Here is a 25727-nt window from a genome sequence, read left to right as displayed (position 1 = left end):
ACACGTAGTACGTGTTTTTTTGTTATAATAGAAAAGAATAAATGAGACGGATGATAGATATAATGCGCTTAGAACACTTTACACCAACATATATGGTTGAACGAATTTACGATATCACAGTCGAAGACTTGAAAGCGCGCGGTATTAAAACAGTACTTGCAGATTTAGATAACACCTTACTAGCATGGAACAATCCAAACGGCACACCAGAACTGAAACGTTGGTTAGAAGATCTTCGTGAAGGTGGCATAGAGCTAATTGTAGTTTCTAATAATACTACTAAACGCGTCGCAAAGGCTGTCAGACCATTAGATGTCAAATTTGTATCTTGGTCATTAAAGCCATTACCTCGTGGTATTTTGCATGTACTTCGTACACACCATTTGAAGCGTCAAGAAGTAATTATGGTTGGCGATCAAATGTTAACAGATATTTGGGCGGCACACGGAGCTGGTGTACGCAGTGTGCTTGTGCAACGCTTAATTGAATCAGACATGTGGCAAACTTGGCTAAACCGAAAAATTGAAAGATATGTTAAAAAAATTGTGTTCCAAGCACATCCACATTTGAAATGGGAGAAAACATTACGTGACAACTGAAATTACTGATGAATATGTTCAAGAACAATTAAATGAAGGTCTACGGTGTATTGGCTGTGGGGCTTTGATGCAGGTTGATAACAGGGATAAAGTTGGTTATTTACCAATGAGCGCATTAAAAAAATCAATTAGTAGTGATGAATTATTTTGCCAGCGTTGTTTTCGCTTGCGACATTATAATGAAATTCAACCTGTAGAGCTTACAGATGATGATTTTGCTAACTTACTGCACCAAATTTCTGATACAAAAGCATTGATTGTCTATGTTGTGGACGTATTTGATATCACTGGGTCCGCTATTTCTGGGCTGCCTCGTTTCGTTGGTTCAGATAATCCAATTTTAGTGGTTGCTAACAAGGTAGATTTACTTCCTAAGTTACTTAACAAGAATCGCTTAAAAAATTGGTTACGCTCGGAACTAAAATCTCAAGGAATTCAACCAGTCGATATTTTTCTAACATCAGCAACACATCCAAAAAACTTGGATAATTTGTTGGATGCTGTCGATGATTTGCGTAAGGGACGTGATGTTTTTGTTGTTGGGGTTACAAATGTTGGGAAATCAACATTAATTAATCAAATTATTAAGTCTCGTACGGGCGTTCAAGATTTAATTACCACATCACGTTTTCCAGGTACAACCCTTGATCGTATTGAAATTCCGCTAGCAGATGGTAAACAGTTAATTGATACACCTGGTATCATTAAACGAGATCAAATGGCTCACGTCTTAACAGATAAAGACTTAAAGTTTGCCCTACCAAAAAATGAAATCAAACCACGGACTTATCAGTTAAATCCTGAACAGACAATTTTTGTTGGTGGGCTCGCGCGTTTCGATTTTATTAATGGCGAGCGAAGCGCTGTAACAGCGTATTTTGAAAATAATTTGAATTTACACCGTACAAAACTTATTGGTGCAGATACTTTTTATGATCAGCATGCAGGTGGTTTATTAACGCCAGCACCAAAACAACCAGAAATGAAGAACTTAGTGAAACATGAATTTAGTATTACTGAAGATAGCGATATTGTTTTTTCAGGATTAGGCTGGATCAATGTTCCTGCTGGGATTAAAGTAGCTGGTTGGGCACCTAAGGGCGTTAGCGTCCTCATTCGAAAGGCAATGATTTAATGATGCAATTAACAGGAAAACAAAAACGTTATTTACGTTCACAAGCGAATACATTATCACCGATATTTTCAGTTGGTAAAAATGGGCTAACACAAAATTGGGTAGACGAAATAGTTTTAGCACTAGCTAAACGAGAATTGGTTAAAATTAGTTTACAACAAAGTGCTGAAGAAACAACGAAAGAAGTAGCTAATTTTATTGAATCACACTCTGATATTACTGTTGCTCAGACGATTGGACGTACGGTGATTTTGTATCTACCAGCTCAAGAAGACAAATACAAGAAGATTTCATTGGATGTAGCAAAGATCTGAGGAGATGGTTATGATTGGCACATCGACAATTGTACTACAAGATCAACTAGAACTAGAGTCAAGTAAAACAAAGCACCGGGTCGGGATTTTTGGTGGTACGTTTAATCCGCCACATATAGGACAGTTAGTTTTAGCAGAAAGTGTTGGGAAGCAACTTGGTCTTGAAAAAGTTTACTGGATGCCCAACGCACAACCAGTTGATGCAACACATGCCAGTGCAATCGAACCATCGTATCGCATGCAGTTGGTACATATGGCTATTCTAGATAATCCATTCTTTGAGTTGGAGTTAATTGAAATTCGTAATGGTGGTGAATCTCACACTTACCAGACTATGAAAGAATTAGTTGATCTGCATCCCGAAAATGAATACTATTTTATTATGGGCGCTCATACTGTTGGTAAATTACCAACTTGGGATCATATTGATGAACTAAGCCGAATTGTTACACTTGCAGCTGGCTTTCATGATGGACAAGATACGATATCTGATTATCCAGTTTTGTGGTTTGATGTGCCCAATATTAATATTAGTGCTTCGGAGGTACGTACACGTATTCGTATGAATCAAAGCATTAATTATTTAGTACCAGAACGTGAAGCACTGTTTATTAGAGAATACGATCTGTATAGAGGCTTATATGACTAAATATTTTAATGGTACAATTGCTGAACTAGAGAAAAAAGTAGCTGCACGTTTATCTGATTATCGCTATCATCATGTATTGCGGGTTCGCGACTATGCAGTGAAATTATCGGAAGCTAATCATGTAGATCTAGACAAAGCGGAGATAGCAGCACTAGTACATGATTATGCTAAAGAGCGTTCAGATGATGATTTTTTGAGAGTGATCGAAGAACAACATATGGATCCAGATTTAGTTCATTGGGGTAATTATGTATGGCATGGCATTGTGGGTGCTGAAATAATTCGTACAGAGTTGGGTATTACTGATGAAGAAATATTGACAGCTGTCCGTCAACACACCACTGGTTCTGGTTCAGATATGAGTCGACTGTCTCAAGTGTTATTTATGGCTGATTATCTAGAAACAGGTCGTACATTTGAAGGCGTAGTTGAAGCACGCACGATTACAGACCAAAGCTTATCAATGGGTGTCAAATATCAAATTGTCCATACATTAGCTCAGCTCGTTCAAAAAGAAACACCGATTTATCCTAAATCACTGGAAACATACAATTATTGGGTTAAGAAAGAAAATTAAAATATGACAACAACAGCATTAAATGTAGAAGAAACACTAAATATTGCCGTACAAGCAGTTGATAATAAAAAAGCTAATAACATCGTTGCACTTGATATGAGAAAAGTTAGTTTAATGGCAGACTATTTTGTCATTGCTGATGCAAGCTCGACGCGTCAAGTTCAGGCTATTGCCACTGAGGTTAAGGATAAAATAGAGGCGGCAGGTGGGAATGTGCGCTTTACAGAAGGTTTTCAATCTGGTGAGTGGATTTTGATGGATCTAGGTGATGTGATTGTACACATTTTCTCTACGGAGAGCCGTGATTTTTATAATTTAGAGCGCCTATGGAATGACGCACCTTATGTTAGTCTTGAAGACATACTAAAAGAAGACTAGAAAATCGAGACTTTTGCCTCGATTTTTTTGATTGATGTAGCTCAGAATATGGCGGTTCAAACCTGTACCATGTTAAAATTAAAATTATGAATAATGAAATAAATAACAATTACTCAACTTTTGCAGAAAAATATGACCAGCTCTTTGATTCAGAATTGTATCAAGAATGGGTTAATTTTGTGACTAATATAACTCAAGCCACATCGGTTTTAGACGTGGGGGGGGGAGCTGGTCGGCTAGCTGTTTTACTAGCACAGCGTGGTTATAACGTTGATGTGTTAGATTTGTCACCAGAAATGTTAGCTTTAGCACAAAAGCATGCGAATCAGTCGAAGGTAGATTTGAATTTATTGCAAGCAGATATGCGTGATTTTTCAGATTGGACAGTTAGGTATCCTTTGATAGTTAGTTTTGCTGACTCGTTGAACTATTTACCAAATCTAAATGATTTCAAGTCAGCTGTAGCACAAGTTTACGAACATTTAGAGAATGGTGGAAAGTTTTTATTTGACGTAATCACACCTCATCAAGTTAATGTATTGTATGATAACTATCACTACAATAATGATGATGATGATGAAAATATTTTTATGTGGACTAGTTATCCTGGGGAAGAAGTGAATAGTGTTGACCATGACTTGAAATTTTTTGTCTATGACAGCCACGTTGATGCTTTTAAAGTGATGCGAGAAATTCATCACGAGCAAACGTATGATTTAAAAACATACCAACAAGTACTAGAACAAGCTGGATTCCATGATATTGAAGTGTCTGCTAATTTTGGTCATGATAGTATTGATGAAACAAGCGAACGATGGTTTTTTAAGGCGGTGAAATAATGAAAGCAGTTGGATTAATAACTGAGTATAATCCTTTTCATAATGGTCATATTTATCATATTCAACAAGCTAAAAAGTTGACTGGTGCTGACGTTGTTGTGGCTGTTATGTCAGGTAATTTTGTACAACGAGGGGAACCAGCGTTATTTGATAAATGGCAAAGGACACAAATGGCCTTAAAAAATGGGGTTGATTTAATTATTGAATTACCAACTTTTTTTGCAGTTCAACCAAGCCATATTTTTGCAGATGGCGCAGTACAATTGCTATCAGCGTTAGGTGTTGAAAATATCGTATTTGGTAGTGAACATCCGGACGTTGATTTTTTATCATTAGCCAAAAAAGCACCAAGTATCTCAGAAGGGCAGGAATTTAAAAATCGTACCCAAACTTTTGCTAGTGCGTATGCACAACAATTGGAAGTTGAGACAAATTTTAAATTAGAAGAACCCAATGATATTTTAGCTCTGGGATATGCTAATGCCGTTGTAAAACAGCAGGTGAATATCGGTTTAATACCGATTAAACGTGCTGAAGCAAACTACCATGATACTGATTTTACAGAAAGTCAAGCAATTGCCTCGGCATCTTCTATAAGATTAGCTCTGCATAAGGGGAAAATCGAAAAAATCGAAAAGGTTATACCTGAGGCTACTAAAAAAGCTTTGGTAACAGCACCAAATACCATTAATTTCGAAAGTGAATTTTGGTCATTATTGAAGTATCGGTTAATGACTGATACAGTAGGTCAAGTAGGCCAAATTTATCAGATGGCTGAAGGCTTAGAGCATCGATTTGTTAGCGCTGCTTTAAATGAATCCGGCCCGCAGAGCTATCAAGGATTTATTAAATCGACCAAGTCTAAACGTTATACGTTTACTCGAATACAAAGGACGTTATTGTACACACTACTAAATATCAAGGTGGATCAAATGCAAACAGCTATGCAAAATCCATATTTACGTATTTTAGGCTTTACATCAATAGGACAACAATATTTAAATGAGATCAAAAAACAAGTTACCCTACCATTGATTAGTAAAGTTGATTCAAGCTTAAGTAAGACTCATTTACGCTTAGATTATAAGGCTGGAAAAATCTGGCAATTGCTAGCAAATAATCATACTCAAGCACAAGATATTGCAAGATCACCAATATACTGGGAGAAATAATTATGAAGTACGCAAAAAATCAGTTATTAAAATACCGCCAAAAGCCGTTAACATTTAATGAAAGCTTAGACTTAGAGACGGAAGCTAAAAATCGTTTTCCACAGTCTGTTCTAGCATTGTCGACTCTTCAAGTTCACGGGAGTGTTAGTTACTTAGATAATGATGATGTCACGTTACATGCTCATATCACAGGAGAAATTACGGTACCGTCATCACGTTCGCTTGATCCAGTTGTTGTGCCTGTTGATTTGACCTTTGATGAATTATATATTGATGACGAACAACGACTAAAAGATTTTGAAGAGACAGAAGCAGTTTTTGTACTTGAAAATGATACTTTGAATGTTGATGAAGCAATATTGGACAATATTGTCGCTAGCTTACCATTGCAAATTTTAACACCCGAAGAGATAACAGAAGATATTTTGCCTTCTGGCAAGGATTGGCATGTTATCAGTCAAGAAACATATGAAAATGAGAAAATGATAGAAAATGAAGCTGAAATTGACACACGTTTAGCAAAATTAGATGATTTTTTCAAAGAATGAGAAAACACTTGCAAGAGTTAAACAAATGCTCTAAAATAAAGGGAAGTAAAACAAATATACTCGGCTTCTGCCGATTTAAAATGTTGAGGACAAAAAATGAGTAAAGTATTGATTGTTGAAGATGAAGAAAACTTGGCAAAGTTTGTTGGTCTTGAACTAAAACATGAAGGATATGAAGCTGAAACTGTACATGATGGTCGTTCAGGATTAGATTTAGCCTTGGAAAATGATTATGATGTTATTTTGCTCGATTTGATGTTACCAGAGCTAAATGGTTTAGAAGTAGCACGGCGTTTACGCGAAGTGAAGAAAACGCCAATTATCATGATGACAGCTCGTGACTCCGTTATTGATCGTGTTTCAGGATTAGATTACGGTGCTGATGATTACTTAGTAAAGCCATTTGCAATTGAAGAATTATTAGCTCGCGTTCGTTCACTTTTGCGTCGAATTGCAATTGAGACTGAAACAAATGATAAGCATCGTTCAATTATCAACTTCAAAGATCTTCGTATTGAAAAAGAAAACCGTATTGCACGTCGTGATGATCAAATTATTAACTTGACAAAACGTGAGTATGATCTACTACTTACTTTGGTTGAGAATATCAATGTTGTTCAATCACGTGAACAATTACTAAAAGAAGTTTGGGGATTTGATTCTGAGGTAGAAACAAACGTTGTTGATGTTTATATTCGCTATTTGCGTAATAAAATTGATGATCCTGAGAGCAAAGCTTCATACATTCAAACGGTACGTGGTACTGGCTATGTTATGCGTAGCTGATTTTGAGCATGCATATGAATAAAACTGGTAAAGAAACAACTGAAAAAGCTGTACGCCGTTTCTCACTGCGCTGGCAGTTAGCATTAGGAATGGCGTCTGGCTTTTTTGTTATATTTGTAGCACTTGCATTGATATTAGTTGGTGTAGTTAAGCATTATTATGGTGCACTACCTAGTGCTGTTGTTTTTTGGTTATGGATTATCATTGCTTTTGGCGGTCTCGTTATTTTTGTGTTTGCATTGATATTGATGAAAGTTATTTTAAGGCCAGTGAAGTTAATAGAAACAACTATTGAGGCTTTTGAAGACGACCCCATGACCGAAGTTCGAGCTAGTGAGGTGGGTGCAAATGATGAATTTTCTGACTTAACACGTATTTTAAATCGTACAATTGATCGGCTACAAGCATTAATTAGTGCACAGCAACGCTTTGTGTCGGATGTTTCTCATGAATTACGTACACCTGTGACGATTGTTAGGGGTCATATGGCATTATTAAATCGTTGGGGTAAAGATGACCCTGAAGTTTTAGAAGATTCAATTAAGTCATCCCTGTTGGAAGTGCAACGCATGGAAACCTTAATTAATGAGATGCTTAACTTGACACGGGCAGAGCAAATTCCGATCGATAATGTGAAAGAAGTTACCGACGTTGGTGGTACAATGCACCGCGTTTATGATAACTTTAAAATGATTCATCCAGATTTTGTTTTTACACTAGATGATGATTTGGCAGCTGAGGCTAAAGTTAAAATTCGTCAAGACCACATGGAACAGATTTTGATTATCTTAGCTGATAATGCTGTGAAATATTCGCTAGAACGCTATGAAATTCATTTTGCTCTATCAAAAACGGCGAATCGTGTTGAAATCGGCGTTCAAGATTTTGGTGAAGGATTAAAACCGGAAGACGCGAAACATGTTTTTGATCGATTTTATCGCGTTGATAAAGCAAGATCTCGTGCAAAAGGTGGAACAGGTCTTGGCTTGAGTATTGCACAACGTCTTGTAGAGGCTTATGGTGGTGAAATTGCGCTAGAAAGTGCAGAAGGTTCTGGTTCAATTTTTACAGTCTACTTACCTTTATACATTGAGGGAAAAAATGAAGTCAATTGAAATTAGTGTCTACGGTATGGTTCAAGGTGTTGGTTTTAGATGGTTTACACAAAGTACTGCACAACAGCACGATATTGTTGGCTGGGTAAGTAACCAACCAGACGGATCAGTTAAAATACAAGCACAGGGTGAAGAAAGTGATTTATCTATTTTTTTAACCATACTGAAACAAGGATCTGGTTTTTATAGTCGTGTAGATAAAATTACAACAACACCAATTTCTGAATTTGTAGCAAGTAACTTTGCTATTCGTAGGTAATTCTTGGTATAATAATACCTTGTAATTGTGCGCAACTTTTTTAACATGATTTTCAAGGAGAGACCCTGATTATGAAACAATTAAAACGCGTTCTGACGTTTGCGTTTGTTATTTTTGATATTATTCTGATTACAGGTGGTTATAACCAGCATAGTAGAATGTACCGTTGGATAGGACATCCATTGGCTGACATCATGACTAATATTGCTAATTTCATTGGCGGTGTTAATGGTATTGGCTGGGCAATTATTATTATCACAGCAATTTTTAGATTGATTTTGTTACCTTTTTTCTTAAACCAACAGGTTAATACTACAATTAATCAAATTAAAATGCAGAAGTTGAAGCCTGAGATTGATAAACTACAAACTTTATCTCGCAAAGCAGCAACAACGCAAGAACAGCAAAAAGCTAGCATGGCAATGATGTCTTTGTATAGAGAAAATGATGTTAGTGTGATTGGTGGCATTTCATTTTTGACGATGGCTATGCAATTACCTGTCTTTTCAGGGTTATACTCTGCTATTTTACATGCACCAGCTCTTCAGGGTGCTTCATTTTTAGGTTTTGATCTTGGTAAACCTCAGTTAGTTTTTGCGATTATTGCCGGTATTATTTATTTAATTCAAGCGTGGTTAATGATGCAGCATATGCCTGAGGAGCAACGTAAAACATCTGCGGCAATGATGTTTGTTAGTCCTGTAATGATTTTTGTTTTTGCGATGATTGCTAGTGGAGCAATTGGATTGTATTTTGTCATTGGTGGTATTTTTGCTTTAATTCAATCATTAATTCAACACTTCCAAAGACCAGGGTTAGAAAAGCGAGTTGACTCTCAATTTGAGATCAAAAAAACTGCTGACGATTTGATGGCTGATGACCAACCATTACCTAATATGAGTTCTGCTACACAAAAGACTGATTCAAAAAATTCAACAGTTACAAATAATTACGACAAAAAGAATCGTAATGCTGGAAAACAACAACGATTAAAGTAAGTACGTCATTTTTTGGCGTACTTTTGTTAGTTCTGAAAAAGAACGGAAAGAAACAATTATGGAAAGAATTATTTCAAACCAAAATGCACGTGTCAAAGCATGGGCTAAACTGTCAACAAAAAAAGGGCGTCAAGAAAATCATACCTATTTACTGGATGGTCTACATTTAGTTGAAGAGGCTATTAAAGCTGGTGCCAAGTTCCACGCAATTATGGTTACAGAAAAGCAAATGGCTGATTACCTACCTAACGTTCCACACGGTGTACCTGCATTTGAAATTAGTGAAGAGGTTGCAAAGCATATTGCTGGAACAACAACACCACAAGGAATTTTTGCAGAAATTAGTCTACCCGAAAAAACTTTTGACCCAAGTTATGTTCATGATGGTGCATGGTTATTGCTTGATAAAATTCAAGATCCTGGTAATGTTGGTACACTAGTTAGAACTGCAGATGCAGCGGGATTTAAAGGTGTTGTTTTAGGATCTGGTACGGCAGATGCTTTTGCACCTAAAGTTGTGCGGGCTATGCAAGGATCACAATTTCATCTAGAAGTGCTAAATGGTGATTTAGATGAGTGGGTTGATGCCTTAACGGCAAATAATTTACCTGTTTATGGGTCACAGTTAAACGAGGAAGCAAAATCTTATCGTGATGTTGAACCAAGCACGCAGTTTGGTCTGATTGTTGGTAACGAGGGGCAAGGAATGTCTAATGAATTAGCAGCAAAAACTACGGCTAACTTGTATATTCCTATTCAAGGTCAGGCTGAAAGTTTAAATGTTGCTATTGCTGGTGGTATTTTAATGTTTAGTTTGACTTTGGGAAACTAAATTATTTGTCCAAAATTGGCGATTTAACGTGAACTTTGCTATAATAAGTGTTAACGATTTAATAGAGGATATAACTGTGGAAAAACTACTTACTATTGCTCTAATTGTTGTAGGCTTTTTGCTTATTATGACAGTTATGATGCAACCAAGTAAACAACAAGATGCATTATCAGCATTATCAGGTGGCGCAGGAGATTTATTCGCGGAGCGTAAGTCGCGTGGATTTGAAGCTGTTATGCGTCGTACAACAGCCGTGTTGGGTGTATTATGGTTTGTGATTGGATTCGCACTAATGTACATTTCAGCACATTAAAAGAATCAGTTTACGCTTTTTTCGTAAACTGATTCTTTTTTATCTTAATTTATGCTGGCCTCCTCAGTAGTTAATTTTTGAAAATAAATAAGGAAAACATATGGAATTAGAACAACTAAAGTCACAACTTACTGGTTTCTTGAAATCAAACCGTGAGCAAATATTTACTGCACAGAACTTGGCAGATGGTTTGCGAATGAATGATGGTACAGGATACCAACAAGTTGTTAACGCATTAAGTTCGAGTGTACGTGATGGTGATATCATTGATATACAAAATGGCTATCAGTACAACAAGAATGCAGGATACACCATTGGTGAATATCGTTCAAACGATAAAGGATTTGGTTTTGTCAAATATGATGATGAATTACCTGATTTTTTCATAAATCCTGAAAATACTTTGCAGGCTATGCAAGGAGATACTGTTCGTGTTTCAACGTTAAAGCCCTCCCCTTCACCAGACCGTGGTGCAGAAGGTAAGGTAGAAGAAATTATTGAGCATGCTTATGAACGAGTTGTAGGAACTTTTTCACTGGGTACTGAAGCTCGAGATATGATTGGTGAATTACGTTTAAGTGATAAAAAAACGATGAATTTTAAAGTCTTAGTTAGTGGCAACGGTCTAACACCAAATGATGGACAAGTTGTTGTTGCTGAAGTAATACGATTCCCTGATAAAATTCATCCGCGAGAATTAGTAGCTGAAGTAACTGAGACACTTGGCTATAAAGATGAACCTGGGATGGATATCTTACAAATCGTTTACAGTAAAAAGGTCCCACACGATTTTCCACAAGAAGTTTTAGATGAAGCGTTCGAGATCCCTACTGAAGTTGCAAAATCAGATTGGAATGGTCGAGAAGACATTACTGAACAAACTTTAGTAACTATCGATGGTGCTGACACTAAAGATATTGATGATGCAGTCGTTGCTTGGAAATTAGATAATGGTAATTATCATTTAGGTGTACACATTGCTGATGTTTCACACTATGTAACTGAGGGATCAAGTATTGATACTGAAGCTTATAATCGAGGTACGTCAGTATATTTAACTGACCGTGTAATTCCTATGCTCCCAAGAAATATTTCTAATGGAATAGCATCACTAAACCCTAATGTTGTTCGATTGGCTATGTCAGCAGAAATGGAAATTAATCCACAAGGTAAAGTGGTAAAGCATAGATTACATACTTCGGTTATCAAATCCCATGCACGAATGACGTATGACGCAGTGAATAAAATTTTGGAAGGCGATATTTTTGTCCAAGATGAATATGCTGAGTTAGTACCAATGTTTAAAGTCATGGGTGAACTACACGAAATTTTGTACAATATGCGAAAAAGGCGTGGTGCAATTGAATTTGACGCACCAGAAGCCCAAATTATTGTGGATGAATCAGGTAAAGCGACCGATATCCAGCTACGCGAACGTGGTACAGCTGAAAGAATGATCGAATCATTTATGTTAGCAGCAAATGAAACCGTTGCTGAACATTTTGACAAGTTGAAAGTCCCATTTTTGTACCGTATTCACGAAACACCCGATGCTGATCGCGCAAAATCATTTTTTGAATTTGCAAAAGCTTTAGGGCATCCTGTGGTTGGTGATCCAAGTAAGGTAACACCGATTATGCTGCAGAAATTGATGGCAGATGTTGCTGGCGATCCTGCGGAGCAAATGATTTCAACAATGATGTTACGGGCAATGAAGCAAGCTAAGTATTCGCCAGATCCTGTTGGCCACTTTGGTTTAGGTGCGGAATATTATACGCACTTTACGTCACCTATCAGAAGGTATCCAGATTTGACAGTGCATCGTTTAATTAAATGGTATGAAAAACATGGTTATGGTGTACAAGCACAAGAAAAATATGCTAGTCATCTAGGCAAAATTGGTGAGGATACAAGTACAAGAGAACGTCGAGCAATTGACACAGAACGTGATGTGGACGCTTTGAAAAAGGCCGAGTATATGGTGGATAAAGTTAATCTTGAGTTTGATGGGGTAGTGAACTCAGCATTGAAGTTTGGCTTATTTATCAGCTTAGAAAACACTGTTGAAGGATTAGTCCACATCTCTAATTTAACAGATGATCATTATGAATATGATGAATCTCATGCGGCACTTATTGGCCGCTCTAAGCATCGTATTTTCCAAATTGGACAAAAAGTACGTGTCAAGGTATTGCGTGTAAACAAGGAAGAACGAGTGGTTGACTTTGTGTTAGTTAACCCTGAGGAAGCGCCTACAACTGATATTCGTGTGGCTTCGAAGTCTCATGGTAAATTTGGTCGTGGCCGTAATCGTGAGGAAAGACGCAAAAATGAACGTCGAGGTAAATCTGAAGGTGCGCGCCCTAAGCGTGGACCTTTAGATAGTAAGCAAGGACATAAAAAAGACAGCAAACGTAACTTTTAAGAGGTGGGTTTGTCATGGTAAAAAATAAGAAACAAAACGAGAATTATTTGGCACAAAATCGTAAGGCGCGTTTTAATTATGCAATATCTGAGACTTTTGAGGCAGGAATATCATTAACAGGTACAGAAATTAAATCAATTCGAGCTGGACAAATAACTATCGGAGATGGATTTGTTACTATACACGACGGTAACGCATTATTGACGAATGTCCATATAGCTGCTTATGCTCAAGGAAATCAATTCAATGTTGATCCATTACGTACAAGACAACTATTATTGCATAAGCGTGAGATACGTACGCTGGAAAAATCAGCACAAGAACAAGGTGTTACAATTGTACCATTGAAGGTATATTTGAAACACGGATTTGCAAAAGTTCTAATTGGGATTGGTCGTGGAAAGAAAAAATATGATAAGCGTGAAGATATCAAAAAACGTGATCAAGAACGAGAATTAAGTCGTAGATTTAAAAATTAAGCGTTAAATCGCTTTTTTTTATTTTTAGTAAAATAGAGATTTGAGAGCTAGAATGTTCTATTGACCCGCCATGAATTAACATATATACTTAATATATGTGAAATCTAATATTCACAAGCTGAAAGGATATATTAACATGATAGTTACAATCATTTCAGCGTTTTTCGCAATTGTGATTGGTTTTGGTGTTGGATACTATATGCGTAAGACACAAGATACGCATAAAGTTATTTCTGCCGAACAAATGGCAACAAACATTCTTGAACATGCAAATAATGAAGCTAAAAGTTTGAAACGTGCAGCAGAAGTAGATGCTAAAGATTTGGCACAAACTTATCGTAATCAAGTTAATGATTCGTATAATGACCGTCAAAAGCACCTGCAGCAACAAGAACAAAGGCTAGAAGATCGCATCAATAACCTCGATAAAAAAGATGCGGCCTTGAATCAACGTGATGCATCGTTAATTCAAAAAGAAAATCAAGTTCAAACTCGCCTTGATGAAGCTGACAAAAAAGAAATGTTGGCGCAAAAGTTGTTGTCTACGCAACAAGAGAAATTAGAAGAAATTGCTCAACTTTCTCCTAATGATGCTAAAGAACAAATTTTAAGTGAAACTAAGTTAAACTTGGTTCGCCAACGAGCAGCTTTGATTAAAGAAACTGAAGAAGATGCAACAAGTGAAGCCGAAAAACGTGCACGAAATATTATTGTGCAAGCTATTCAACGTTCATCAGCGGATTCTGTCGCTGATGTAACTGTTTCTGTTGTTAATTTACCAAGTGAAGATATGAAAGGCCGAATTATTGGTCGTGAAGGCCGAAATATTCGTACACTGGAATCTTTAACTGGTATTGATTTGATTATTGATGATACACCAGAATCAGTTGTTTTGAGTGGCTTTGATCCCGTTCGACGTGAAATTGCAAAAATGGCATTAGATGCCTTAGTTGCAGACGGACGGATTAATCCATCACGTATTGAAGAAATGGTAGAAAAATCACGACGCCAAATGGATGAAACTATTCGTGAAAAGGGTGAACAAGCTGTCTTTGAATTAGGTTTAAGAGGTATGCATCCTGACTTAATTAAAATGATAGGACGTATGAATTACAGAACTTCATATGGACAAAATGTGTTGCAACATTCAATCGAGGTCGCAAAACTTGCGGGAATGATGGCAGCAGAGTTGAAAATGGATGTCGCGCTTGCGAAACGCGCTGGATTAATACACGATATTGGAAAAGCAGTTGATGCTGAAGTCGAAGGTTCCCACGTGGAACTAGGCGTTAGATTAGCTGAAAAGTTTAATGAGAAGCCAATTGTAGTCAATGCAATTGCATCTCATCATGGGGATGTTCCAGCAATCTCGCCGATTGCTGAGTTGGTGGCATCAGCAGATGCAATCAGCGCTGCTCGCCCTGGTGCTCGAAGTGAGTCGCTAGAAAATTATGTGCAGCGATTGAAAGAACTTGAAACGATTGCTAATGACTACCAAGAAGTTCACACAGCATATGCTATTCAAGCGGGTAGAGAAGTACGTGTTATTGTTGAACCGACAAAAGTTACAGATTTACAAGCAAAAGTCCTAGCACATGATATTAAGTCAGATGTTGAGGAAAAGCTTGAGTATCCTGGTCATATTAAGGTTACGGTTATCCGTGAAACACGTGCAGTGGATTATGCTCATTAATTAGTTAATCGCACTGTATAAAAAGTCGTTCGAAAGACGGCTTTTTTTGTTATAATAAAGGCAGGTGAGAATATTTTAAATTTTTCATAAAAAATTAACAAAATATAATCATTACTATAATATTTGCGGAGGATCTTATGGAACCAGGACAACTAGCATTAATTATATTTGCTGTGGCATTTTTACTTTTGGTAATCTTCATCGGTATATTTTTGTTGCGTTTGACACGGTCGCTGACTGTGATCACAATGGATGTTGATACAATAGCTCGTTCGAGTAATGAAATTTTAGGTAATGCGAATTTACTCTTGAATGATATAAATGGTAAAGTGAAAACTTTGGATACAACGGTACAAGCAGTGTCTGACTTGTCTGTGACTATTTCAAAATTGAACAATTCAGCACAAAATGTTAGCCATAGATTCTCTGGAGCTAAAGCAGGAGCCACTGGTGTTGCTGCAGCAGTAACTAAAAACGCAACCAAAGCAGCAATGAAAAGATTTAGAAATAAGAAAAAAACGGAGGGTAAGTGATGTCAAAAGTAAAAGGAATAGTTGCAGGAATATTAGTAACGGTAGCTGCATATGCTGCTTATAAAGCGCTTCCTAAAAAGAGGCAAGAAGAATTATCAGAAAAAGCACAACAAACAGGTTCTTTGATACGCGACAAAGCTTATGATGTGGCCTATGAAGCGGCTGATATAGCAGCTGATGTCACTGAAAAAGCCAAAGAAAAGACTGCTGAATTAAAGGCAAATAGTCAAGAAAAATATGGAGAACATATTGATATAGCAGCGGAAAAAATTAAAGATTTTACTGATCAAGCAACACCTTATGTGGATAAAGCAAAAGGTTTTGTTACGCCCTATATTGAAAAAACACAAGATGCTATTACAGACTTGCGTGATAAACTAGTTAGTGAAGATATCGAACTAACTCAAGATGATGTGGATTTGGAAGATGCTTTAGCAGATTTAGCAGACGATGAAAACATCAAGAAAAACGATACAGTATCTTCATCAGAAAAAAGTAATAGTGACGATGTAACAAAAACTAAAGACTAAATAAAAAAGCTGAACGTTATAACAAACGTTCAGCTTTTTTAGTATTTGCAAAATGGACTTTGGCATAGTGATTTAGATTTAATCCGCGTCGTAACAATTCAGCAGCGACATTATCTACCTCACGACCGGCCCCTATAGGTAGTCTCATGCCTGCTTCCGATTCTAATTTTGAAATAGATTTCAACTCAACAACACGAGCCAGAATAGAAGCTGCCGCGACACTCAAATGATATTGTTCTCCTTTAGTTGTAAAGTATACATTTTTATCAATGATGTCTTTTTGTTTAGCAGCTTTTAAATATTTATAGTAAGTAGCTGGTTGTGCAAATTGATCGATTAAAATACCTTGAGGTATAACGGGATCAATTTTATTGAGTACTTTGCTTAATGCGAAGTTATGCGAAATAGCTTTCATCTGGTTGACATTGTGAATGGGCTGCAATTCATTATATTTTTCAGGCATTAAATTCACAACATGGTGAGGAAGATGTTCGATAATTTTCGGTGCAATCTGTTTCATTTTTTCGTCGGTTAATGTTTTAGAATCAGCAATACCCAACTCACGCACCCAATGTAAGTTTTCTTTTGATATAAAGACAGCAGCAGTTGTTAACGGACCAAAATAAGAGCCTGCGCCCACTTCATCAGAACCCAAAACAGACCAACTAGCAAATTCAACTGGTAGTCTTTCAGATTTTGTATATGTTTTTTGTTGTGTTATCGTTTCTATTTGCCACTTCGAACATTCGACCATGAAATTTTTTCCTTGAAACATCACTTTGCCAGAATAGTATCCTGTTATGGACACAGTATCGGTTTTAACAGCAAACATTGCGCCTCTTGGTAATGATTTTTTTGGAAGCTTACTATAATAAGTGGACATTTTTTTTAGTTGATCTGGATTGACCTGAATGACTTTTTGCATATGAATAGTATAGCATTTTTATATTAACATTTAACATGATTGATATATTAGCAATGCTTAAGTGTGAAAATATGCTCAAAAATATTGAGATATGTTAATATTAGATGATTAAAAGATAGAATTTATGATCTGCTGACATTGAATTAAAGAGGGGAATCAAAACATGGTTAATACTAAATCCTTGTTAACAACTATCATAGTAATAATAATTCTGGGTATCATAACAACGTTGATGTGTTATTTTACTGTAAGAGCAGATTATAGTGTATTGAATAAAAATGAGGAAAAAAAATTCTACAAAATTCTGAACAATACTGATGTAGTAGGTAAAATACTTCAGTTTAAAGTAAACGAAAAAATGATAAAGGGAGATTTGATACTATTAAAACTACCTCAAGAGGATGAAAATGAAGTAGATATTTTAATTGATAATAATCATACAGATAGAATATTTAAAGTGGATGATACAATTACTGTTAAACTAATTCGTAGTATCAAATTTAGTGACAAGGTTTATGTTTTGAACGGTGACATCAGATAAAATGTTGTAGTAAATGTTTGATGATTAATAAAATCAGTATATTTTCCGCGCACTTCTGGTAATTATTGTATAATTAAATCATGATAAAACAACAAAAAAAACAATATAAGGCAGTGATTGCTGGAAAAACATATATTATATCTGGGGAAGCTAGTCTTCCTCATTTTAAATCAACAGAAGAATTATTGAATAAGCAGTTTAAACAAATTGCGGTGATTGCACCAAAATTATCAAAGTTTGATCAGGCAATACTATTAACGTTTAATTCAATATCTGACCAATTATATAAACAGGCAGAAATTGATGAATTAAATGAAAAAATAGCTCAAATGCAGGCTGAAATTAAAATGCTACAGTCGCAGAAAGAAAGATTAAAGCCTAAAAAAAGCGCTGTATCAAGTATTATTGCTACTGCTAGGCAGGAAAGCCGGACACGGTCTTCAAACAAAATATTTAAGGAAACTAACAAATGATTTTATTAGGATTGACAGTAATTTTAATTTTATTCACGATTGTAAAAGGATATCACATGGGGTTAGTAAATGCGGTATTGCGCTTTATATTGTGTGTAATCGTTTGGTATATTGCCATTAAATTTTCAAAACCAGTTGGGCAATTGCTAACGAATATTGTTTCTGGTCAGTTTGTGCGTACTACTGTGCCACAAACCGTTGTTGGAGAAGGATCACAATTTCTGGCTTCAGGTATTGTTTTTACTTTGATATTAATATTGGGTGGTATTGTTAGCCATTGGATATTGAAATCTTTCAGTGTAGTGCGGCATATTCCATTGTTGGGTTGGTTAGACTCAGTTTTGGGTGGACTATTATACGGTATAGTTGGTGCTGTCATCGCTTTTTTTGCCTTACAATTACTTTCAGTAATGCCTAATGACTGGGTGCAAGATCAATTTTTAAAAACACCCCTATTAAACGAAATATTAGATAACATGCCATTTTTTGCTAGTCAAATATACAATTGGTGGTTATAAATACTTAGAAAGAACATATCTGGTGTCAACTATTATCTAGATAGTAGGACGATAGCTAAATATTTTGGAAGATAAAATGAATCAAAAAGTATTACAAACATTAGAATATGAAAAAATAAAAGCACAGCTTTTTAATTTTTTATCCACGCCTGCTGGTCGACAAGAAGCCAATGAATTGCAACCTATTACAGATGTAGTAACAATTAATTATTGGCTACAAGAAACAGCTGATGCGGTAATGATTGATCGTCTAAAGGGTGGCATTCCACTCGCTAAACTTACGGACATTACTAGTCACTTAAAACGACTAGATATTCAGGCAAGTTTAAGTGCTACTGAGCTTTCCGAAATTGGCATAGTTTTACGTAATACAAATGCAATTTCAAATTTTTTTGTACAGATGAAAGATGAAGCAATTGGTGAATCTTTGAACGTTTTGGTAGACCAGGCTGAACAGCTAGAAACATTGACTGATGTCACAAAAATGATTCAAATTGCAATTGATTCAACTGGTCGAATTAATAATGAAGCCTCGTATGATTTAAAGTCAATTCGAGGCAAAATAGTTGGTCATGAAAATGCTATTAAGAATAAAATGCAAGATTTCACAAAGGGAAAATCAGCACAATATTTGAGTGATCCCATTGTTACGATAAGAGGAGATCGTTATGTTTTACCTGTGAAAGCTGAATATCGCAATCAATTTGGTGGGGTAGTTCATGACCAAAGTCAAACAGGTTTAACGCTTTATATTGAGCCACAGGCTGTGGTTGAACTAAACAATAAGTTGAGTGAATTACGTGTTAAAGAAACTGTGGAAGAACAGCGCGTGTTACAAGAATTATCCACAGCACTTCAACCACATACATTGGCTATTCAGCAAAATGTGCAAATATTAGGACATTTTGATTTTATTAATGCTAAAGCACGATTAGCCGCAAAACTAGATGCTATGCAACCAATGGTTAGTATAGAAAATCATGTTAATTTACAACAAGCTTGGCATCCCTTGCTTGATAAAAATATTGCCATTGCTAACGATATTTTGCTTGGTGAAAACTATAAAACAATCATCATTACTGGACCCAATACTGGTGGAAAAACAATCACAATCAAAACTTTGGGTCTATTACAATTAATGGCACAGTCAGGATTGTTTATCACAACAAAACGTCCTTCAACAGTTGGTATTTTTAATGAAATATTTGCCGATATTGGTGATGAACAATCAATTGAACAAAATTTATCAACCTTTAGTTCACATATGGCCAATATTGTTTCCATGTTGGATAAAATAGATAATAAGTCATTAGTAATTTTCGATGAATTGGGCGCTGGAACAGATCCAACAGAAGGGGCAGCCTTGGCGATTGCAATTTTGGATAAAGTTGCGAGCCTTGGAGCATATACAATTGCTACTACTCATTACCCTGAATTAAAATTATATGGTTATAATCGTCCGGAAACGGAAAATGCTTCAATGGTTTTTGATGTTGAGACATTACAACCAACTTATCAATTTTTGATGGGTGTTCCAGGTCAGTCTAATGCCTTAGCAATTGCTAAAAGACTAGGGTTTGGAGAAGATGTTATTGGTTCAGCACGATCATTAACAGATAAGTCCGATCAAGATTTAAATAACATGATTGCAGACTTGGTTAAAAAACGTGACGAAGTCAAAAAAAATAATGAAGCATTGAAATTGCAATTAGAATCTACTGAAAAGCAATCGGAGAAATTAACGGAAGAACGATATCAGTTAGATAAAGACCGTGCAAAGTTAATTTTGGAAGCTAAAAATGAAGCCAATCATATTGTGGCATCCACTAAGAAGCAAGCAGAACAATTAATCAGTGAGATCAGAAAAGAACGCTTAAATATTGGGCAAAAAGGGCGGTTGACAGAACAAGAGCTACAAGCTCAAAAGGGGCAACTTGATCAGTTGCGTCAAAATATTAGTTTAGAAAAAAATAAGGTACTACAGAAAGCAAAAAAGATTAAAGAACTTGCTCCTGGGGATGAAATTACCGTGCAATCTTATGGGCAGCAAGGGACTTTGGTTAAGAAGCATAAAAACGGACAATGGGAAGTTGAGATGGGTATTTTGAAAATGCTTGTTGATGAAGATGATATTGTCAAGACTGAAGCTACTGTCAAAGCACAAAAAGGTAAAGCTAAAAAGAAACAACAAAAAATTATTCGCAAGACTACAACTAGTGGTTCAGCACGTGCTTCGGTCAAATCAACACTAGATTTGCGTGGTGTGCGTTATGAAGCAGCGCTTACAGAATTAGATCGTTATTTGGATACAACAGTATTGGCTAATATCAGCCCAGTTGAAATCATTCATGGGAAGGGAACTGGCGCACTACGTCAAGGAGTGACTGAATTTTTAAGATCTGATCGTCGTGTGAAATCTTATCATTTTGCAAGTGCAAACGCTGGTGGTGACGGTGCTACCATAGTAGAGTTAAAATAGGCTGTATATCTAATTTAAAGAAGAAAGTTTTCAATTGAGAGAACTTTCTTCTTTAATATATTTTAGAAGTGTTATTCTATATTATTATACGGATCACTAGCTTTTTTATAGTATACTTAAATTGAAACTACTTTAAGGAAAACACATGGCAAAAGAAAAATTTAATTCTCAAGAATTTTTATCATCATTATTTCATTATGCACACGGATTTAATTTTAACCATATTATTTTTGATGCAAATCGGTATAGAGTTTCGGTAAGTTTGGTGCGTCGGTCGGCAACTTACGGTAATGCAGAGATGTTTTATGTATCTGCAGATCCAAAAGAATTTGCACCAGTGATGTCAACGGTTAATAGTGCTATAGAAATTGCTGAGTTAGAAGGAAGGCAACAGGCAACAGTTGCGACAGTTAATTTAGAACGTCGAGAGCAAGTATTCCAGTTCAAGTTACGTGAATTTGGGAATGGGAAATATAATTTAGATTTAAGTCTTTAAAAGGAGGTGGTATTTGGTGTTTATTTAATAACAGCACTGAATACTCTAATTAATATGAAACAAGGTAAATCCGCACAAATAAAAAAGATGCGTCATCAAAAATCTAAGCAAAAATTCACTTCAAAAAGTACATTACCAGCGTTTAATTACAATGATTTTGCTGGTTTTTTGAGGGCACGCTATTATCTTATGTACCATAATAAATATGCGCCAGAAACTTTTGAAGTGGCATCATTTTTCTTGGATGATGTGATCGCGACAATTGTGCAACAACATTTTACGCAGTTTACCAGTAATGAACGTGCAACAGTTAATTTAAATGAAGTTATGCAAGCAGCATTAGTTAACAGTGATGATAAAGATTGGCGTTATTTTGTGCTATTGGTACCAGTATTATATGATATGCAACAATTTATAGTCAAAGAAAGTACAGTTAATAAAAGATTTATTGCAAATGCACCCAAATTTGATATCAATTTTTGGCGTATGATTGTTCGTACTGTTATTGCTATCAATTTCTTTAAATGGCAAGGCCGCGATGTTGCAGAAATGATGAAAACATCAAATGCAATTGATGAATTACAGTTCAAATTTTTATCAGAAAATGAAGATGATGATGATTTTAATCTTGAAGTGATTAATGAAACATTCCGAGGCTTGTCACCAAAAATGAAAAGTTTAAAGAATACTGATAATGTACACAAATTACAACCTGAGTTAACGGCTTTGGATATACAAGCAGAACTTGATTTTGCTAAGAAATCTTTAAAACAATTTCAAGATGATTCTGTGAAAGATGTTGTTAGCGACAACGTGACTGATTTACTGTATGCGTTCCATGAAGGCATGGCGCAAGAATTTAATGCAACACATGATTTATGGCAACCTGATATGTTAAATGTGTTTGCTGAAAAATATTTGATAGATTATTGGACGCCTCGATGGTTAGATTTAGATGGTATAGGTGGTGAAATTAAATCTTATCTAACTTTTTTGAGTAAGAAAAAATCCCTGACAGGTTTGGGGAAACTGGTGGCAGGAACGGTGGATATTGATCGTTATATTGATGTGGTTGCAATTAATTTTCTATTGTCGAAATTAAGCATAGATACAGTAGAAAAATTAAGTTAAAGGACACTTCAAAGTGCCTTTTTTATTATGATTTTAAGTCTGATTAAACATAATATGCCGTATTGAGGCAGGTGATATGGACATTAATTGATGTGTTCCAGATGATGAAATGAAAAGTTGTCCAGTACTATTTTGATAAAGGTGCCCTGATAGTTGCGTAACTTTTTCACTGAGCAATGATTCATTAAGCTGGATCGTTATTGAACGTGTTGTGTTTAGAGCTAATTCTAAGCGTACAATAATTTCATCAGCATTCAACTGTCGATGTAAAAAAATAGATGGCTTACTGCGAAAGTACTTACTAAGTTTTTGAAGTATATGATGTAGTGGTGCTTGAAATTGATGTTGAACAATATAATTTTGCATACCAGTCTTCTCCACTTGTAATTGATTAATTTAATTATACGAACAAATGTTCAAATAAGCAAATCAAAAAGATAATTCTTAAAAGTTCCTTGAATATTTTAGACTTAGATAATGTTTATAAACAGACATTTATTGTGAATAAATCCTAGAATTGTCCATACGAACAAACATTCACAAAAATATCAATTTATATGTTATCATTGATATTGCTACTTTAAATTGCTATAATGTTCTTATTAGTTTATAAAGAGGAATATTATGACTCAGCGTGGTTTATTAATCGTACTTTCAGGACCTTCAGGTGTTGGGAAAGGCACTGTGCGTAAGGCAATTTTTGAAGAAGAAGGCATTGATTTTCAATATTCAATTTCTGCTACTACACGACAACCGCGATCTGGAGAAGTAGATGGTGAAGATTACTTCTTTGTAACGCGTGAACAGTTTGAAGAAAAAATTAATAACGGTGACATGCTAGAATATGCAAAGTATGTTAACAATTACTATGGTACACCTAAGAGTTTTATTGATAAGACTTTAGCAAGTGGTCGCGATGTTTTCCTGGAAATTGATGTTCAAGGTGCATTACAAGTCAAATCTAAGATGCCAGAAGGTATATATATCTTTTTGACACTACCTGATTTAGCGAACTTACGTGATCGATTAGTTGGCCGAGGCACAGATGCGCCTGATGTAATTGAAAAACGAGTTGCTGCTGCACGAGATGAGCTAAAAATGATGATTAATTATGATTATGCTGTTGAAAATGATGTTGTTGCTAAAGCAGTTGAAAGAATCAAATCAATTATCACGGCCGAACGTTTGCGCGTAACACGTGTGTTCGATAAGATATAATAAGGAGAAAAACATGCTACTATATCCATCTGTTGATAAATTGTTAGAAAAAGTTGATTCGCGTTATAAGTTAATTGCTTTAGGAGCAAAACGAGCACGTGAGTTAGACGCTGGTATGCCTGCTACACAAGAAGTATTTGAATCAAATAAGTCTGTTGGACAAGCTTTGGAAGAAATAGAAAATGGCGCTGTCATTATTGATCCTAAGTTTGAAGACGAAGTCTAAACGCCAATAGGCGTTTTTTATAATTTTAGGAGAAAACTATGACAACAACATATCCGCAACTAGACGCCGCTAATTATGAAGGGCCTGTCGCAACATTTAAAACAAATAAAGGGGATATCAAGATTAAATTATTCCCTGATATTGCACCTAAAACTGTCGAAAATTTCATTGAACATGCCAAAAGTTCTTACTATAATCATGGTATTTTTCATCGCGTAATTAGTGACTTTATGATTCAAGGTGGAGACCCCGAAGGAACCGGCATGGGTGGTGAAAGTATTTGGGGTGGTAGCTTTGAAGATGAATTTAGTGATCGTTTATTTAACACATACGGCGCTTTATCAATGGCTAATGCTGGGCCCAATACAAATGGTTCTCAATTTTTCATTGTTCAAGCATCGAGTTTCCCATCACAAATGGCATCAGCGTTACGCGGATTACCGGTAGAAATAGCTGATTTTTATCGACAAAAGGGTGGAACGCCTTGGCTTGATGGCAAGCACACAGTATTTGGACAAGTAATTGATGGATTGAATATTGTTGATGATATTGCTAAAGTCAAAGTTGATGTGATGGATAAACCTAAAGAAGATGTGATTATCAATACTATAGAGATTACAGGTGAATAACCTGTTTTTTTTATAGATTGATTAGCTGATAGAACTAATAGGGCATGATATAATACTATAAAGAGGCAAAAAAATGAACTATTCTGTAGGTCAAAAAATTAAAGGTCGAATAACTGGTATTCAACCTTATGGAGCGTTTGTTGCACTAGATAATCAAACGCAAGGATTAATTCACATTTCTGAATGCAAGTCTGGCATTGTACGCGACCTAAAAGGCGAATTAATTGTCGGAAAAGAAGTTAATGTGATTGTCATGGATATTGAACAATATACTGGGAAAATAAGTTTGTCATTGCGTCAGGATGAAATTATGGCGCTTAATCGGCATGTGTTGCCTAAAAATCATAACTTAAAAAAACGCTTTTGGACGAATTATCATTTGGATTTTGGTTTTGAATCGATAGAGCGTAAACAAGCAGACTGGATTAAAGAAGCATTAGAACGAATCGGAAAGTGAGTGGCTATGTCATTAATAGCAGTTACCGCAATAGCGGTGAAAGATAATTTACCCTATTTTTTAGTTGAAGAGAATGAAGGACATTATCAATTTTTTACAACAAAAATGCATAAACATAATAATGATACCTCTTTGGGAGCGGCACTGCGAGGACTTAAGGAACTTGGCGCAGTCGATTTTAATGATTGGCGTCTTGGAGAATTAACCAGTGTGGCTTTTCAGGGAGATTTATTGTCAATTTATTCATTTGAAGTTAAAGATACCGATAAAATTGAGAGAGAGTTAAACTATAATCTTAAATTTATGCCTGCTAATCAAATTCATGAGCTCTTAGAAACTTTACAAACAACACTATTTGTAAGCTTTGAAGAAAATTAAGAGAAAATGTTGACTTTTTTGAAAAAGCGAGTATAGTTAGCAGAGTTGTTTCACACGAGACAGCGAGCGCGAGAGAAAAGAT

Annotated in this window: 33 protein-coding genes; 31 read left to right on the top strand and 2 right to left on the bottom strand. The window is 35.8% G+C overall.

Going from position 1 to position 25727, the window contains the following annotated elements:
• Positions 1-62: 62 nt before the first annotated feature.
• The 20 genes from ESZ47_RS06340 (at position 63) to ESZ47_RS06245 (ending at position 16174) form a co-directional block, all read left to right on the top strand.
• Complete coding sequence (locus tag ESZ47_RS06340; protein ID WP_148605818.1) at positions 63-599, top strand: YqeG family HAD IIIA-type phosphatase; 537 nt, start codon at positions 63-65, stop codon at positions 597-599.
• Positions 589-1734 carry a ribosome biogenesis GTPase YqeH gene (gene yqeH, locus ESZ47_RS06335; RefSeq protein ID WP_148605816.1) on the top strand — a complete coding sequence of 382 codons (1146 nt, stop codon included), beginning with the start codon at positions 589-591 and terminating at the stop codon, positions 1732-1734. The genes ESZ47_RS06340 and yqeH overlap by 11 nt, the downstream gene beginning before the upstream one ends.
• Positions 1734-2048, top strand: coding sequence for a ribosome assembly RNA-binding protein YhbY (yhbY, locus tag ESZ47_RS06330; RefSeq protein WP_148605814.1), 315 nt, complete (start codon positions 1734-1736; stop codon positions 2046-2048). Before yqeH ends, yhbY begins: the two co-directional genes overlap by 1 nt.
• A gap of 10 nt (positions 2049-2058) precedes the next feature.
• Positions 2059-2697 carry a nicotinate (nicotinamide) nucleotide adenylyltransferase gene (nadD, locus tag ESZ47_RS06325; RefSeq protein ID WP_148605812.1) on the top strand — a complete coding sequence of 213 codons (639 nt, stop codon included), beginning with the start codon at positions 2059-2061 and terminating at the stop codon, positions 2695-2697.
• Complete coding sequence (gene yqeK, locus ESZ47_RS06320) at positions 2690-3274, top strand: bis(5'-nucleosyl)-tetraphosphatase (symmetrical) YqeK (protein ID WP_148605810.1); 585 nt, start codon at positions 2690-2692, stop codon at positions 3272-3274. The genes nadD and yqeK overlap by 8 nt, the downstream gene beginning before the upstream one ends.
• Positions 3275-3277: 3 nt before the next feature.
• Positions 3278-3652, top strand: a complete 375-nt coding sequence (rsfS, locus tag ESZ47_RS06315) for a ribosome silencing factor (RefSeq protein WP_148605808.1) — start codon at positions 3278-3280, stop codon at positions 3650-3652.
• A gap of 86 nt (positions 3653-3738) precedes the next feature.
• Entirely contained in the window at positions 3739-4491 is a 753-nt protein-coding gene (locus tag ESZ47_RS06310; protein ID WP_148605806.1) for a class I SAM-dependent DNA methyltransferase, read from the top strand.
• Positions 4491-5663 (top strand): nucleotidyltransferase, encoded by a 1173-nt coding sequence (locus ESZ47_RS06305; RefSeq protein ID WP_148605804.1) that lies wholly within the window; start codon positions 4491-4493, stop codon positions 5661-5663. Before ESZ47_RS06310 ends, ESZ47_RS06305 begins: the two co-directional genes overlap by 1 nt.
• Before the next feature lie 2 nt (positions 5664-5665).
• A complete protein-coding gene (locus ESZ47_RS06300) occupies positions 5666-6211 on the top strand; it encodes a DUF177 domain-containing protein (protein ID WP_148605802.1) in 546 nt (181 codons plus the stop codon).
• A 96-nt stretch (positions 6212-6307) separates the two neighbouring features.
• Complete coding sequence (locus ESZ47_RS06295) at positions 6308-6997, top strand: response regulator transcription factor (protein ID WP_148605800.1); 690 nt, start codon at positions 6308-6310, stop codon at positions 6995-6997.
• Positions 6998-7011: 14 nt separating this feature from the next.
• Complete coding sequence (locus ESZ47_RS06290; RefSeq protein ID WP_148605799.1) at positions 7012-8112, top strand: sensor histidine kinase; 1101 nt, start codon at positions 7012-7014, stop codon at positions 8110-8112.
• Positions 8099-8371 (top strand): acylphosphatase, encoded by a 273-nt coding sequence (locus ESZ47_RS06285; RefSeq protein ID WP_148605797.1) that lies wholly within the window; start codon positions 8099-8101, stop codon positions 8369-8371. Before ESZ47_RS06290 ends, ESZ47_RS06285 begins: the two co-directional genes overlap by 14 nt.
• 71 nt (positions 8372-8442) lie before the next feature.
• A complete protein-coding gene (gene yidC, locus ESZ47_RS06280) occupies positions 8443-9369 on the top strand; it encodes a membrane protein insertase YidC (protein ID WP_148605795.1) in 927 nt (308 codons plus the stop codon).
• 58 nt (positions 9370-9427) lie between these two features.
• On the top strand, positions 9428-10201 hold the full coding sequence (locus tag ESZ47_RS06275; protein WP_148605793.1) for a TrmH family RNA methyltransferase: 774 nt from the start codon (positions 9428-9430) through the stop codon (positions 10199-10201).
• A 76-nt stretch (positions 10202-10277) separates the two neighbouring features.
• A complete protein-coding gene (secG, locus tag ESZ47_RS06270; protein ID WP_280114209.1) occupies positions 10278-10514 on the top strand; it encodes a preprotein translocase subunit SecG in 237 nt (78 codons plus the stop codon).
• Between the two features lie 100 nt (positions 10515-10614).
• Entirely contained in the window at positions 10615-12939 is a 2325-nt protein-coding gene (rnr, locus tag ESZ47_RS06265) for a ribonuclease R (RefSeq protein ID WP_148605791.1), read from the top strand.
• A 14-nt stretch (positions 12940-12953) separates the two neighbouring features.
• A complete protein-coding gene (smpB, locus tag ESZ47_RS06260) occupies positions 12954-13418 on the top strand; it encodes an SsrA-binding protein SmpB (protein ID WP_148605789.1) in 465 nt (154 codons plus the stop codon).
• A 136-nt stretch (positions 13419-13554) separates the two neighbouring features.
• Positions 13555-15111 carry a ribonuclease Y gene (rny, locus tag ESZ47_RS06255; protein WP_148605787.1) on the top strand — a complete coding sequence of 519 codons (1557 nt, stop codon included), beginning with the start codon at positions 13555-13557 and terminating at the stop codon, positions 15109-15111.
• A 137-nt stretch (positions 15112-15248) separates the two neighbouring features.
• Complete coding sequence (locus tag ESZ47_RS06250; RefSeq protein ID WP_148605785.1) at positions 15249-15644, top strand: DUF948 domain-containing protein; 396 nt, start codon at positions 15249-15251, stop codon at positions 15642-15644.
• Entirely contained in the window at positions 15644-16174 is a 531-nt protein-coding gene (locus tag ESZ47_RS06245) for a hypothetical protein (RefSeq protein ID WP_148605784.1), read from the top strand. Before ESZ47_RS06250 ends, ESZ47_RS06245 begins: the two co-directional genes overlap by 1 nt.
• A gap of 16 nt (positions 16175-16190) precedes the next feature.
• Here the strand turns inward: ESZ47_RS06245 and rnhC are convergent, their stop codons facing one another.
• Complete coding sequence (gene rnhC / locus ESZ47_RS06240) at positions 16191-17099, bottom strand: ribonuclease HIII (protein WP_148605782.1); 909 nt, start codon at positions 17097-17099, stop codon at positions 16191-16193.
• Positions 17100-17262: 163 nt separating this feature from the next.
• On the opposite strand from rnhC, the gene ESZ47_RS06235 reads away from it, so the two are divergent.
• The 6 genes from ESZ47_RS06235 to ESZ47_RS06210 all read left to right on the top strand — a co-directional run bounded on the left by ESZ47_RS06235 (position 17263) and on the right by ESZ47_RS06210 (position 22737).
• A complete protein-coding gene (locus ESZ47_RS06235; protein ID WP_148605780.1) occupies positions 17263-17640 on the top strand; it encodes a hypothetical protein in 378 nt (125 codons plus the stop codon).
• Positions 17641-17720: 80 nt separating this feature from the next.
• The gene (locus tag ESZ47_RS06230) at positions 17721-18113 is read left to right on the top strand and encodes a cell division protein ZapA (protein ID WP_148605779.1); all 393 of its coding nucleotides are present in this window, start codon (positions 17721-17723) and stop codon (positions 18111-18113) included.
• Complete coding sequence (locus ESZ47_RS06225) at positions 18110-18631, top strand: CvpA family protein (protein ID WP_148605776.1); 522 nt, start codon at positions 18110-18112, stop codon at positions 18629-18631. The genes ESZ47_RS06230 and ESZ47_RS06225 overlap by 4 nt, the downstream gene beginning before the upstream one ends.
• Positions 18632-18707: 76 nt before the next feature.
• Positions 18708-21110, top strand: coding sequence for an endonuclease MutS2 (locus ESZ47_RS06220; RefSeq protein WP_148605774.1), 2403 nt, complete (start codon positions 18708-18710; stop codon positions 21108-21110).
• A 145-nt stretch (positions 21111-21255) separates the two neighbouring features.
• Positions 21256-21606 (top strand): hypothetical protein, encoded by a 351-nt coding sequence (locus ESZ47_RS06215; protein WP_148605772.1) that lies wholly within the window; start codon positions 21256-21258, stop codon positions 21604-21606.
• Positions 21607-21660: 54 nt separating this feature from the next.
• On the top strand, positions 21661-22737 hold the full coding sequence (locus ESZ47_RS06210) for a metaphase chromosome protein 1 (protein WP_148605770.1): 1077 nt from the start codon (positions 21661-21663) through the stop codon (positions 22735-22737).
• Between the two features lie 33 nt (positions 22738-22770).
• Here the strand turns inward: ESZ47_RS06210 and ESZ47_RS06205 are convergent, their stop codons facing one another.
• Entirely contained in the window at positions 22771-23103 is a 333-nt protein-coding gene (locus tag ESZ47_RS06205; protein ID WP_148605768.1) for a hypothetical protein, read from the bottom strand.
• A 258-nt stretch (positions 23104-23361) separates the two neighbouring features.
• On the opposite strand from ESZ47_RS06205, the gene gmk reads away from it, so the two are divergent.
• From gmk to ESZ47_RS06180, 5 genes are all read left to right on the top strand, one after another.
• Positions 23362-23955 carry a guanylate kinase gene (gene gmk / locus ESZ47_RS06200; protein WP_148605766.1) on the top strand — a complete coding sequence of 198 codons (594 nt, stop codon included), beginning with the start codon at positions 23362-23364 and terminating at the stop codon, positions 23953-23955.
• A 13-nt stretch (positions 23956-23968) separates the two neighbouring features.
• Positions 23969-24181 (top strand): DNA-directed RNA polymerase subunit omega, encoded by a 213-nt coding sequence (rpoZ, locus tag ESZ47_RS06195; protein WP_148605765.1) that lies wholly within the window; start codon positions 23969-23971, stop codon positions 24179-24181.
• Between the two features lie 38 nt (positions 24182-24219).
• A complete protein-coding gene (locus ESZ47_RS06190; RefSeq protein ID WP_148605756.1) occupies positions 24220-24810 on the top strand; it encodes a peptidylprolyl isomerase in 591 nt (196 codons plus the stop codon).
• A 73-nt stretch (positions 24811-24883) separates the two neighbouring features.
• A complete protein-coding gene (locus ESZ47_RS06185; RefSeq protein WP_148605754.1) occupies positions 24884-25267 on the top strand; it encodes a CvfD/Ygs/GSP13 family RNA-binding post-transcriptional regulator in 384 nt (127 codons plus the stop codon).
• Between the two features lie 6 nt (positions 25268-25273).
• Positions 25274-25645 (top strand): hypothetical protein, encoded by a 372-nt coding sequence (locus tag ESZ47_RS06180; RefSeq protein WP_148605752.1) that lies wholly within the window; start codon positions 25274-25276, stop codon positions 25643-25645.
• Positions 25646-25727: the final 82 nt, after the last annotated feature.

It is taken from the genome of Leuconostoc litchii, from assembly GCF_008107645.1.
Classification (GTDB): domain Bacteria; phylum Bacillota; class Bacilli; order Lactobacillales; family Lactobacillaceae; genus Leuconostoc; species Leuconostoc litchii.
The sequence above is the reverse complement of the archived record's forward strand: the minus strand, read 5'-3'. Positions and strand labels throughout refer to the sequence as shown.

What these genes read in the sequence shown, in the direction of transcription:
- ESZ47_RS06190 (WP_148605756.1), top strand. Translation starts at nt 24,220, where the DNA reads ATGACAACAACATATCCGCAACTAGACGCCGCTAATTATGAAGGGCCT.
- rnr (WP_148605791.1), top strand. Translation starts at nt 10,615, where the DNA reads ATGGAATTAGAACAACTAAAGTCACAACTTACTGGTTTCTTGAAATCA.
- ESZ47_RS06300 (WP_148605802.1), top strand. Translation starts at nt 5,666, where the DNA reads ATGAAGTACGCAAAAAATCAGTTATTAAAATACCGCCAAAAGCCGTTA.
- ESZ47_RS06285 (WP_148605797.1), top strand. Translation starts at nt 8,099, where the DNA reads ATGAAGTCAATTGAAATTAGTGTCTACGGTATGGTTCAAGGTGTTGGT.
- rsfS (WP_148605808.1), top strand. Translation starts at nt 3,278, where the DNA reads ATGACAACAACAGCATTAAATGTAGAAGAAACACTAAATATTGCCGTA.
- ESZ47_RS06275 (WP_148605793.1), top strand. Translation starts at nt 9,428, where the DNA reads ATGGAAAGAATTATTTCAAACCAAAATGCACGTGTCAAAGCATGGGCT.
- rpoZ (WP_148605765.1), top strand. Translation starts at nt 23,969, where the DNA reads ATGCTACTATATCCATCTGTTGATAAATTGTTAGAAAAAGTTGATTCG.
- ESZ47_RS06340 (WP_148605818.1), top strand. Translation starts at nt 63, where the DNA reads ATGCGCTTAGAACACTTTACACCAACATATATGGTTGAACGAATTTAC.
- ESZ47_RS06220 (WP_148605774.1), top strand. Translation starts at nt 18,708, where the DNA reads ATGAATCAAAAAGTATTACAAACATTAGAATATGAAAAAATAAAAGCA.
- gmk (WP_148605766.1), top strand. Translation starts at nt 23,362, where the DNA reads ATGACTCAGCGTGGTTTATTAATCGTACTTTCAGGACCTTCAGGTGTT.
- ESZ47_RS06225 (WP_148605776.1), top strand. Translation starts at nt 18,110, where the DNA reads ATGATTTTATTAGGATTGACAGTAATTTTAATTTTATTCACGATTGTA.
- ESZ47_RS06295 (WP_148605800.1), top strand. Translation starts at nt 6,308, where the DNA reads ATGAGTAAAGTATTGATTGTTGAAGATGAAGAAAACTTGGCAAAGTTT.
- yqeK (WP_148605810.1), top strand. Translation starts at nt 2,690, where the DNA reads ATGACTAAATATTTTAATGGTACAATTGCTGAACTAGAGAAAAAAGTA.
- ESZ47_RS06245 (WP_148605784.1), top strand. Translation starts at nt 15,644, where the DNA reads ATGTCAAAAGTAAAAGGAATAGTTGCAGGAATATTAGTAACGGTAGCT.
- ESZ47_RS06180 (WP_148605752.1), top strand. Translation starts at nt 25,274, where the DNA reads ATGTCATTAATAGCAGTTACCGCAATAGCGGTGAAAGATAATTTACCC.
- ESZ47_RS06235 (WP_148605780.1), top strand. Translation starts at nt 17,263, where the DNA reads ATGGTTAATACTAAATCCTTGTTAACAACTATCATAGTAATAATAATT.
- ESZ47_RS06305 (WP_148605804.1), top strand. Translation starts at nt 4,491, where the DNA reads ATGAAAGCAGTTGGATTAATAACTGAGTATAATCCTTTTCATAATGGT.
- ESZ47_RS06290 (WP_148605799.1), top strand. Translation starts at nt 7,012, where the DNA reads ATGAATAAAACTGGTAAAGAAACAACTGAAAAAGCTGTACGCCGTTTC.
- rny (WP_148605787.1), top strand. Translation starts at nt 13,555, where the DNA reads ATGATAGTTACAATCATTTCAGCGTTTTTCGCAATTGTGATTGGTTTT.
- nadD (WP_148605812.1), top strand. Translation starts at nt 2,059, where the DNA reads ATGATTGGCACATCGACAATTGTACTACAAGATCAACTAGAACTAGAG.
- yidC (WP_148605795.1), top strand. Translation starts at nt 8,443, where the DNA reads ATGAAACAATTAAAACGCGTTCTGACGTTTGCGTTTGTTATTTTTGAT.
- ESZ47_RS06230 (WP_148605779.1), top strand. Translation starts at nt 17,721, where the DNA reads ATGATAAAACAACAAAAAAAACAATATAAGGCAGTGATTGCTGGAAAA.
- yhbY (WP_148605814.1), top strand. Translation starts at nt 1,734, where the DNA reads ATGATGCAATTAACAGGAAAACAAAAACGTTATTTACGTTCACAAGCG.
- rnhC (WP_148605782.1), bottom strand. Translation starts at nt 17,099, where the DNA reads ATGCAAAAAGTCATTCAGGTCAATCCAGATCAACTAAAAAAAATGTCC.
- ESZ47_RS06250 (WP_148605785.1), top strand. Translation starts at nt 15,249, where the DNA reads ATGGAACCAGGACAACTAGCATTAATTATATTTGCTGTGGCATTTTTA.
- ESZ47_RS06205 (WP_148605768.1), bottom strand. Translation starts at nt 23,103, where the DNA reads ATGCAAAATTATATTGTTCAACATCAATTTCAAGCACCACTACATCAT.
- ESZ47_RS06215 (WP_148605772.1), top strand. Translation starts at nt 21,256, where the DNA reads ATGGCAAAAGAAAAATTTAATTCTCAAGAATTTTTATCATCATTATTT.
- smpB (WP_148605789.1), top strand. Translation starts at nt 12,954, where the DNA reads ATGGTAAAAAATAAGAAACAAAACGAGAATTATTTGGCACAAAATCGT.
- ESZ47_RS06210 (WP_148605770.1), top strand. Translation starts at nt 21,661, where the DNA reads ATGAAACAAGGTAAATCCGCACAAATAAAAAAGATGCGTCATCAAAAA.
- ESZ47_RS06310 (WP_148605806.1), top strand. Translation starts at nt 3,739, where the DNA reads ATGAATAATGAAATAAATAACAATTACTCAACTTTTGCAGAAAAATAT.
- ESZ47_RS06185 (WP_148605754.1), top strand. Translation starts at nt 24,884, where the DNA reads ATGAACTATTCTGTAGGTCAAAAAATTAAAGGTCGAATAACTGGTATT.